Annotated in this window: 8 protein-coding genes; 4 read left to right on the plus strand and 4 right to left on the minus strand. The window is 69.4% G+C overall.

Going from position 1 to position 9229, the window contains the following annotated elements; genetic code table 11:
- Positions 1 to 46: 46 nt before the first annotated feature.
- Complete coding sequence (gene serA, locus G4D87_RS27310; RefSeq protein WP_163785469.1) at positions 47 to 1300, plus strand: phosphoglycerate dehydrogenase; 1254 nt, start codon at positions 47 to 49, stop codon at positions 1298 to 1300.
- Positions 1301 to 1312: 12 nt separating this feature from the next.
- Here the strand turns inward: serA and G4D87_RS27315 are convergent, their stop codons facing one another.
- A complete protein-coding gene (locus G4D87_RS27315; protein ID WP_163785471.1) occupies positions 1313 to 2719 on the minus strand; it encodes an FAD-binding oxidoreductase in 1407 nt (468 codons plus the stop codon).
- Between the two features lie 189 nt (positions 2720 to 2908).
- On the opposite strand from G4D87_RS27315, the gene G4D87_RS27320 reads away from it, so the two are divergent.
- Together G4D87_RS27320 and G4D87_RS27325 are read left to right on the plus strand one after the other, a co-directional pair.
- Positions 2909 to 3271, plus strand: coding sequence for a hypothetical protein (locus tag G4D87_RS27320; RefSeq protein ID WP_163785473.1), 363 nt, complete (start codon positions 2909 to 2911; stop codon positions 3269 to 3271).
- A 37-nt stretch (positions 3272 to 3308) separates the two neighbouring features.
- Positions 3309 to 5096, plus strand: a complete 1788-nt coding sequence (locus G4D87_RS27325) for a hypothetical protein (RefSeq protein ID WP_163785475.1) — start codon at positions 3309 to 3311, stop codon at positions 5094 to 5096.
- Positions 5097 to 5216: 120 nt separating this feature from the next.
- On the opposite strand, the gene G4D87_RS27330 is transcribed toward G4D87_RS27325, so the two are convergent.
- Both G4D87_RS27330 and G4D87_RS27335 read right to left on the minus strand, forming a co-directional pair.
- A complete protein-coding gene (locus G4D87_RS27330) occupies positions 5217 to 5792 on the minus strand; it encodes an imm11 family protein (RefSeq protein ID WP_163785477.1) in 576 nt (191 codons plus the stop codon).
- Between the two features lie 19 nt (positions 5793 to 5811).
- Positions 5812 to 7152, minus strand: coding sequence for an AHH domain-containing protein (locus G4D87_RS27335; RefSeq protein WP_163785479.1), 1341 nt, complete (start codon positions 7150 to 7152; stop codon positions 5812 to 5814).
- Between the two features lie 296 nt (positions 7153 to 7448).
- Between G4D87_RS27335 and G4D87_RS27340 the strand changes: the two genes are divergently transcribed.
- Positions 7449 to 7907, plus strand: a complete 459-nt coding sequence (locus G4D87_RS27340) for an STAS/SEC14 domain-containing protein (protein WP_205507742.1) — start codon at positions 7449 to 7451, stop codon at positions 7905 to 7907.
- A 10-nt stretch (positions 7908 to 7917) separates the two neighbouring features.
- On the opposite strand, the gene G4D87_RS27345 is transcribed toward G4D87_RS27340, so the two are convergent.
- Complete coding sequence (locus G4D87_RS27345; RefSeq protein WP_163785481.1) at positions 7918 to 9009, minus strand: hypothetical protein; 1092 nt, start codon at positions 9007 to 9009, stop codon at positions 7918 to 7920.
- Positions 9010 to 9229: the final 220 nt, after the last annotated feature.

Raw genomic sequence — 9229 nt, forward strand, 5'->3', positions numbered from 1 at the left:
ACCCCACCCTTGACAGCCCCGGACTCCAGGTCTAACGCAAGGCGCCATGAGCACTCCCCGGTTCCCGCCCTCTCCGACGCGCGCCATCAGCAGTGACGGCCCCTTCCGAGCCCTGCTGCTGGAGAACATCCACCCGTCCGCGGGGGAGATGCTGGCCGCGGAGGGCTTCCAGGTGGAGCGCGCCTCGTCCGCCCTCAAGCCGGACGAGCTGGCGGAGCGGCTGAAGGGGGTGCACCTGCTGGGCATCCGCAGCAAGACGACGGTGCCGCTCGCGGCGCTGGCGCACGCGGAGGACCTGCTGGCCATTGGCGCCTTCTGCATCGGCACCAACCAGGTGGACCTGACGTCCGCCAACACGCACGGCATCCCCGTCTTCAACGCGCCCTTCAGCAACACGCGCAGCGTGGCGGAGATGGTGATTGCGGAAATCATCGTCCTGACGCGGCAGCTCTTCGACCGCAGCCGGGAGGTCCACACGGGCCAGTGGCGCAAGGTGGCCACCGGCAGCCATGAGGTGCGCGGCAAGACGCTGGGCATCATCGGCTATGGCCACATCGGCTCGCAGCTGGGCATCATCGCCGAGGCGCTGGGCATGCGCGTCCTCTACTTCGACGTGATGACCAAGCTGCCGCTGGGCAACGCGCAGCCGGCCGTCACGCTGGAGGAGCTGCTCGGCGCCTCCGACTTCGTCACCCTCCACGTGCCCGCGCTGCCCACCACGCACCTGATGATGGGCGCCGAGCAGATTGCTCAGATGAAGAAGGGCGCCTGCCTCATCAACGCCAGCCGCGGCACGGTGGTGGACATCGACGCGCTGGCGCGGGCGCTCCAGTCCAAGCACCTGGGCGGGGCCGCGGTGGACGTCTACCCGGAGGAGCCGGAGAGCAACTCGGACGGCTTCGTCACCGCGCTCCAGGGCCTGCCCAACGTCGTCCTGACGCCGCACATCGGCGGGTCCACGGAAGAGGCCCAGGCCTCCATCGGCAAGGAAGTCGCCACCAGCCTGCTGAAGTACTTCAAGTCGGGCGCCAGCACGGGCGCGGTCAACTTCCCGCACATCGAGGCGCCGCTCATCCCGGGCACGCACCGCATCCTCAACGTGCACCGCAACATCCCGGGCGTGCTGCGCGACATCAACCGCATCGTCTCCGACCTCAACGCCAACATCCACGCCCAGGTGCTCAGCACGGACGCCAACATCGGCTACCTGCTGATGGACCTGGACCAGGATGTGTCCACCCCGGTGTGCGAGGCCATCGCCGGGCTGGAGACGGACATCAAGACGCGCATCCTGTCCTGACGTCCGGCGCCCTCAGGCATCCACGACCTTGCCCGGGTTGAGGATGCCTTGAGGGTCCAGCGCTCGCTTGAGGGTGCGCAGCAGGGCCAGCTCCGCGGGCGCGCGTGAGTAGCCGAGGGAGTCCTTCTTCAACAGGCCGACGCCGTGCTCGGCGGAGATGCTCCCGCCGTGCTTCTGCACCAGCGCGAACATCGTGGGGTCCGCCTGCTTCGTGTGGGTCAGGAACTCCGCCTTGTCCATGGCGTCCGGCTTCATCACGTTGACGTGCAGGTTGCCGTCGCCAATGTGGCCGAACAGGCAGATTTCCCAGCCCGGGTAGCGCGCGCTGAAGATGGCCTCCAGCTCCGCGCAGAAGGCCTCCAGCCCCGCCACCGGCAGGGAGATGTCATTCTTGTGCGGCAGTCCGGTGGCGGAGAGGCTCTCACTGATGCCCTCGCGCAGCGCCCACAGCTCCGCCGCCTGGGCCGCGCCCTGGGCCTGGACGCCGTCCGTCACCAGCTCGCGCTCGAACAGCGAGCCCAGCCAGCCCTCCACCGCCGCGGCGTCCTTCGACTCCGCCTCCAGCAGCACGTAGCACGCGCTGGGCGTCTCGAAGGGCGGGCGCAGCTTGCGGTGGCGGCCCAGGCGCGCCATGCACCTGTCGGTGAAGAACTCGTAGGCGGAGATGCTGAAGGCGCTCTGCCGGCGCGCGTCCCGGAACAGGCGCAGCACGGCGGCCACGTCCGGCACCGCGAAGAGGAACACGTCCTGCGGGCCGGGGAGCGGGGTGAGCTTGAGGGTGGCCTCGGTGATGACGCCCAGGGTGCCCTCGCTGCCGATGAAGAGCTGGCGCAGGTCCGTGCCGGTGTTGTTCTTCTCCAGCGCGCCGTTGAGCTCCAGCACCTCCCCCTGGGCCGTGACGACCTGGAGCCCCAGCACCCACTGGCGCGTGAGGCCGTAGCGGATGACCTTCACCCCGCCCGCGTTGGTGGCGATGTTGCCGCCCACCGTGCTGGAGCCCTTGGAGGCGAAGTCCACCGGCCAGGTGAGGCCGTGCTCCGCGCAGTGGTGATGGATGGCCTCCGTCACCGCGCCCGCCTGCACGCGCACCGTGTTGCCGAGCAGGTCCACCGGCCCCATGCGCGTCATGCGCTGGAGCGACAGGACGAGCTCGCCCCGGGCCGCCACCGCGCCGCCGGCCAGTCCCGTGCGTCCGCCGGAGGGCACCACGGCGATGTGGTGCTGGTGGCACAGGGCGAGCAGCCGGGCGACCTCGTCCGTCGTCCGGGGGAGCGCCACGGCGGCGGGGGCGGGCGTGTAGACGCGCGTCCAGTCGCGGCCGTACTCCTGGAGGTCCCCGGGCTCCCGGGTGAGGAAGTCGGCGGGGAAGCCCTCGGTGATGGCCTGGAGGAAGTCGGCGGGGAGCGTGGCGGTGGACATGCCTCTAGGCGTATTGCAGCCGACCCGCCGTGACAAGGTGCAGCACGGGGCGGGTGTCGGGCGTCGGCGGACGGGTTCCGGCGGGAACGACCCGCAGCGCGCCAGCCAAGAAAACAGGGCGGGTGCGTATAGGGCATGGGTCATGGGCGGAGCTCCGCCATCCCTGCGCCCGCTTCAGAGGAAAACCTCATGTTCCCGTCGTTCTCGCGTCTTGTCCGGACCGCCTCCGTTGTCGCCGCCCTGGCCCTGGCTCCTTCCGCGCTGGCTGAGGATGCCGAATACGGCAGGCCCTACGTCTTCACGACGGTGGATGCGCTCCTGGCCTACTCCTTCGGGGGCATCGAGGTGACGGGAATCCTGGAGGGAGAGGCGACCCCCCGGACCCTCAGCTTCTGGTCGGCATATGGGAGCGAGGAGTCCCAGCAGGGCTTCGGCGTGCGGTGTGACCGGATGGCGCTGCTCCTGATGACCCGACCGGGGCGCTTCCGCCTCACCGTCGAGATGCCTTCCTCCCTCCAGGCAACCACCTGCAAGCTGACCCGCCTTCCCTGAACGCCCCACGGACACGCTGACGGAACGGACGGCTTCCATGGGGACGAATGGACGGGCGTGGCTGGCGTTGACGCTGGCCATGGTGACGCTGGCGGGCTGCGCGGATGGCGACAGCCCGGAGCAGGACTCGGACGGAGACGGCGTCGTCGACGCCCTGGACTGCGCGCCCGGTGATGGCACGCGCTGGCGGTTCCTGGCGGGCCATGTGGACGCGGACCTGGATGGCGTGGGCGCGGGCCCCTCCATCCAGAGCTGCGTGGGCCAGCGGCTCCCCGCGGGCCTGAGCCCTCAAGGCGGTGACTGCGCTCCCGACACTGCGTCCCTCTGGCGCGAACAGACCGGGCTCTATCCCGACCTGGACGGCGACGGGGCGACTGGCGAGGGCCCGCTGACGATGTGCGTGGGCAACACGCTCGTGGGCTACCGCGCGGAGGCCGGCCCGCCGGACTGTGATGACCATGACGCGCGCGTCTCGGAAGCAACCTGGGCGTGGCCGGACGCGGACGGGGACGGCGTGGGCAGCGGCGAGCCCGTGGCCCACTGCGCTGGCAGACGGCCGCCTCCAGGCCATGTGGCGGTGGACGGCGACTGCGCGCCCGACGACCTCCTCCGCGCCCACTGGCTCACGTACTCTCACCGGGACGCGGACGGGGATGGCTTCACGGTGCCGGAGGAAGGCAGGCTGTGCGGCCTCGACCGGCTGCCCCTGGGCTATTCCCGGAGCGCCAACGGGCTCGACTGCGATGACGCGCACGCCGCGCGCTGGACGGAGCGCACCGTCTACGCGGACGCGGATGGAGACGGCTTTGGCAGCGGCGAGCCTCAGACGCAGTGCACGGGCCGCACGGCCCCACCCGGCTACGCACTGGACGCGGAGGACTGCGCGCCGGAGGACCGCACGCGGTGGCAGTGGCGCGCGTATGCGCATCGGGACGCGGATGGCGACGGCGACACCGTCCCGGAGCAAGGCGTGGTGTGCAGCGGCACGCAGCTCCCCCAGGGCCACGCCGAATGGCCCACGCGGAACGACTGCGACGACCGCGACGCCAGCCGCATGGTGAGCTGGAGCGTGTTCCCGGACACGGATGGGGACGGCGCTGGCGCGGGCGCCCGGCAGAGTGTCTGCGCGGGCCGCTCAATGCCCCAGGGCTTCTCCGCGGTGGACACGGACTGTGACGTGGTGGAGGCCTCGCGCTGGCAGGAGCTGGCCTACGCGCATCGGGACGCGGACGGGGACGGCTTCACCCTGCCCGAAGCAGGCACGCTGTGCGCGGGTGCGACGCTTCCGACCGGCTACGCCACCCTGCCCCGGGGGAACGACTGCGACGACGCGGACCGGAGCGTCCACACCTCCGTCCAGGCGTGGACGGACGCGGACGGAGACGGCGTGGGCGCGGGGGACACCGTCGCGCTGTGCACGGATGGCACGGTGCCCGCGCCGTGGTCGGCCCAGGGGACGGACTGCGCGGCGGAAGACGCGGCGCGCTGGCGGCAGGTGGCCTACGCGCATGTGGACCGGGACGCGGATGGACACACCCACCCAGAAGCCGGGGCCGTGTGCACCGGTACGTCACTGCCCGAGCCCTACTTCACCCAGGCCACGGGCAACGACTGCGATGACACGGACGCCGCGCGCTTCCGTTGGGCAGTGCTGTACCCGGACACGGATGGCGACGGCGTGGGGACCTCACCCCGCACGATTCCCTGCATCGATGGACAGACGCCCTCTGGATTCTCTTTCAAGGGCGACGACGTGGACGACTCGGACGCCTCCGTCCAGGAGGACCCCGAGGATGACCTGATGGTGGAGCTCATCCTCGATTAGACGCAGTTGCTGGCAACGCCAGATGCGATTTGAATAACAGGGTGGGTCTGGAGCTGAGCGTCGGCAGCGCTGACTGCGGGCCGAGGGGACGGGCACTCGCGTCTCGGCGGAACGCGCAGTCTAGACTTCCTCGAACTTTGCTCCCGTGACCTGCGCACGCTCCAGGGCTGCCTTGATGTCCTCCGAGACGATGAGGGCCACTGTCCACCCCCAGGTGCGGAAGACCTTGGCGTCGCCCACCTTCGTGCGGTCAATCCGCATATCAACCACGTTTCGGTATTGGCCGAGCTTGTCCGGTCTCTCATCCTCTGGCAGCCAGAACTCCACTTCACTTGATGCATTGTCGTCAATGCACCGGACAACCTTCGTAGCAACGAGGATTTGATATTCGTCTGGGTAGCCTTTGAGCGCTACAGGTATCAGTTGCACATCATTGGGCGCCAGCTCCGCGAAGATGGCGGCCACCCTGACGTGGACAACGGGAGTCATGCCGACGCCTGCCATGCTGAAATCGCGCCGACGCCCAGGCTCACGAATAGAGAGCGTCAGGCGGCCATCACCCCGGAAGGGCCGTCCAGAAGTAAACTCCCTGATGTCTTCCGGCTCCCGGCCCTGTCTGGTCAATGGTTCTCCCAGGTACCAGTTGCCGGCCTGTACGTCTTCCTTGAGCCTGAAGTATCGAGAGTGATTCGACATGGTGGACTTCCTCACTGCGTCACTTGCCCTGAGTCAAAAGCCTGTGGATTTCCGTTCCTTGGGTCACGGCATCCTTGGCGAGCCTGCGAAGCTCAACCGTGAGGGCCTTGCGGCAATCTGCCACCTTCCGGCAGCTCCCCAAAGCTTCGAGCAGCCGCTCCTGGACGCGTTCATGATACCGCTGCGGATGCGGCCCCTTGTGGCCGACGACTTCTACGATGTTCTCGGGGTCCTTCAGCTTCATTCCAGCCCTCGTGAAGAGGTCCCTGAATCGCGGCGTCCAGGGCCCGCCACGCAGGGTGGAAACGTCGTTCTTGTTCGTGGCGAGGTGGTGGCGTTCTCCTTTGCTGCGCAGCTCCCGACTCGCCATGGCCAGGGCGTTGGGAGCGAGCGTGATGGTGAAGCCCTCAGCAGCCACCGCGACGGACTGCACACTCCCCACCGCGGCGTACTGGAAGCCTGCTTGGGACTCCACGGCAAGCGCCGCCGGGGCAGAGCCCGGCAGTCTTGCCGCCTTCACGGCCAACCCTGCCGTGCTCCCGATGGCAGCCGTGGCCAGCATCACGAAGACGCGCGCCGCATTCTCTCCGAGGACTTCGCCGTACGCCTCACCCGACGCACTGAGCTGCGCGAAAGTCGTGGCCTGGTCCACCTCGCGCACCAGAGTCAACCAGCCGTCCAGCAAGCGCCACACCGTGTCCACGCCCAGGTAGGCAATGGCGATGGCGGTCAGGGTGGCGGCCGCGCCCTTGCTCACTGGCTCGGGAAGCGCCCAGAGCAGCAGGTACATCGTCGCTGAGGCGGTGATGGTGGCCATGACCGCGACGGGGTCCGCCATGTCCTCAAGGGCCTCCGCCGTCTCCTCCCACACTGAATCCATCGCAATGGCCAAGGCCAACGTGTATTTGCCGTCGCTGGCCAGCAGGGGGCCTTCCTCCAACAGGCGTAAGCAGTCCCCTGGATGGTCCTTCCGCTTGCACCACTGTCCATAAGCGCGCGTCAGCTCGTCATCCGCGTAGGACTCCAGCAGGTGGGGGCCGCCCGCGTCCTCTCGACGCTGGGGGGTGAGCCGCGGGGGGCGGCTCTCGTATCGGTACACCCCGCTGCGGGACGGAACGCCGAAGAGGTCTCGGGCCTCCTGCATGGGGTTGCGGAACGGGCGCACGTCCCGTGCCAGCTCCGCGAGGGCCTCCTCGAATTCGTCGTCGTCGAGTTCGGCCGCGTCCACCTCCGCGCCTGGCTCCTCGCGAGGAGTGACGACGAAGGAGTCATGTCCGGCATCCAGCCGCACGACTCGACTCGTCGTGCACCCGGTGATGGCCGCGAGCAAGAGCAGCGGCGCCGCCCAGCGAAGCACCATGAAGTGCCCCCCCAGCAAGTGGCCCACCACAGAGCGGGCGCAACTCCTTACTACCATGAAATGCTGACATTCCGCCGAGACAGACCCGCACCGTCCGGGAGGCCGGGCCTAACTCGAGGCCACCTGCAAGTCTCTCACTGGCATCCCTCCGCGTCCCCGCCCGGTAGCCAAACGCCGCACCCCCAGCGTCCACCTCCAGAGCCGGATTAACTAGTATTTCAATAAATACGGGTTGCGCATGGCACCAGGGGGAGGAACACTCCGGCATGTCCGCCCCCCAACGGAGAGACGCGTCGATGACAGCTCCCGTCCAGCTCGACGCGCCCGACATCCAGGACGTGGTGCGGAGCCGGACGTTGGGGCTGGCCACTGTCGGCACGGTGCTGGTGGTGGCGCACAACGCGCAGCCACCGGCCCCCGACGACTGGGCGCGCTACTGCGAGCTCGTTGCCCGTCACCGGGACACAGTTACCGCGCAGCTCGTCCTGGCCGAAGGGCCCGGGCCCAGCGCCACCCAGCGGCAACAGGCGCTCAACCAGGTGCCCAAGGACTACGTCATTCCACCCACGGCGGTGTTCACCGAGTCCTCGCTGGTCCGCGGCGTCGTGACGCTCTTCAACTGGTTCAGTCCCCGGGCCATGCGCGCCTTCGTCCCGGGGGACATCCCGGGCGCCGCGCGGCACCTGAGCATGAGCGAAGAGCAGGTGCGGCGGCTGGTGGACATTGGCGAGGCGGTGCGGCCGGCGCCGCGGTGACACGCACCGGCTACGGCTGGGTGCCCTGCTGGATGCGCAGCTCCCGGATGCCCTTGAGAATCCGGGGCGCCGTCAGCAGCATGTTCTGGTTGAGGAGCTTGCCCTCCACGGGGATGCAGCTCCCCGACACACAGGCGGTGTACGCGGGGCACGGTGACTCGCACTGGAAGGACTCTGACGACACCTGGCAGGTCTCCGAGCAGTAGCCGGAGAGGCAGGCCTCGTGCCGTATGCACGGCTGTCCATCCGGGAGCTGGCACAGCTTCGTCGCGCCACACTGCGTGGGCGACTGACATTCGGCGTTGCTGTCACAGCGTCCGTCATCCCGGTTGCACTTGCGCTCCGGGGTGCAGAAGAAGCTGGCGCAGTCGCGGTCATTCTCACAGGCCTCTTCCGGCTCGAGGAGACAGACGGACGAGCCCAGCACGTCGGCGCACGTCAGCGCGCCCGGGCAGTCCTCCGGAGAGGCGCAGTCCTTCCCCAGCGGCACCGTGCAGCCCACGCCGGGCTCACAGAAGCCGGTGATGCACTGGGCGCCCGCCTCGCAGGGCTGGCCTTGCGAGGCCAGGCACACACCCCCGTCGCGCTGCTTCGCGCACGTCAGCCCCTTGCCACAATGCCCATCCGGACAGGGCGCCCCAGGGCCGGGCTGCCGCGCCCTGTCCGCGGCGAGCAGGGAGGCCATCGTCCCGAGCAGGATGAACGTCCCCACCGCCACGACGGCCCAGTTCATGGGGAACGCCCTTCCGGCGGGCGGCGAGGAGACCACCTCGACGGTGACGGCGGGCCCCTGCGCGGACCGCGCGTCGGGAGCGTCGCGGTCCTCCACGCGCAGGTGGAAGGTGAAGTGGCCCGGTGGCGTCCCCGCTGGCGCGCGGACCCGGACGACGACGCGCTGCGCGCCCGTCGGAGGAAAGTCGCGCTGGGGCTCGCCTTCGAGGACGAGCCACTCGCGCCGGGCGCCTGCGTCAGGCACCACCGAGAGGCGCGCGCGCACGGGGGTACGCGAGGCGTTGATGACGTGGAAGACGGCCTCCCCCGCCCCCTTCGGGGACAGACGAAGGGTGTCCGTGACTGCGGAGACATCGAAGACGCGAGACATCGACCTGCTCTCTTGGAGGACCGTGCGGCATTGAGCGCGTCAGGCCAGCGCTCCCGCCTCAAGCCCGGCGGTCCCCCCGTCGCCCGGCCTGCCGCGAAAGGCTGTCCGTTCCATCATCCGCCTCGACGTCGCGTTCCTTCGGTGCCCACGGGAGGAGGCGCGCCGCGCTCCCGGGCCGCCGGGCTCAGCGCGTGGGCCGCGAACATCCCTGGCCCCACGC

It is taken from the genome of Myxococcus vastator (genome assembly GCF_010894475.1).
Classification (GTDB): domain Bacteria; phylum Myxococcota; class Myxococcia; order Myxococcales; family Myxococcaceae; genus Myxococcus; species Myxococcus vastator.

Bases quoted from the DNA above. Each gene is read 5' to 3' on its own strand.
- serA (WP_163785469.1), top strand. From the start codon at position 47: ATGAGCACTCCCCGGTTCCCGCCCTCTCCGACGCGCGCCATCAGCAGT.
- G4D87_RS27315 (WP_163785471.1), bottom strand. From the start codon at position 2,719: ATGTCCACCGCCACGCTCCCCGCCGACTTCCTCCAGGCCATCACCGAG.
- G4D87_RS27320 (WP_163785473.1), top strand. From the start codon at position 2,909: ATGTTCCCGTCGTTCTCGCGTCTTGTCCGGACCGCCTCCGTTGTCGCC.
- G4D87_RS27325 (WP_163785475.1), top strand. From the start codon at position 3,309: ATGGGGACGAATGGACGGGCGTGGCTGGCGTTGACGCTGGCCATGGTG.
- G4D87_RS27330 (WP_163785477.1), bottom strand. From the start codon at position 5,792: ATGTCGAATCACTCTCGATACTTCAGGCTCAAGGAAGACGTACAGGCC.
- G4D87_RS27335 (WP_163785479.1), bottom strand. From the start codon at position 7,152: ATGGTGCTTCGCTGGGCGGCGCCGCTGCTCTTGCTCGCGGCCATCACC.
- G4D87_RS27340 (WP_205507742.1), top strand. From the start codon at position 7,449: ATGACAGCTCCCGTCCAGCTCGACGCGCCCGACATCCAGGACGTGGTG.
- G4D87_RS27345 (WP_163785481.1), bottom strand. From the start codon at position 9,009: ATGTCTCGCGTCTTCGATGTCTCCGCAGTCACGGACACCCTTCGTCTG.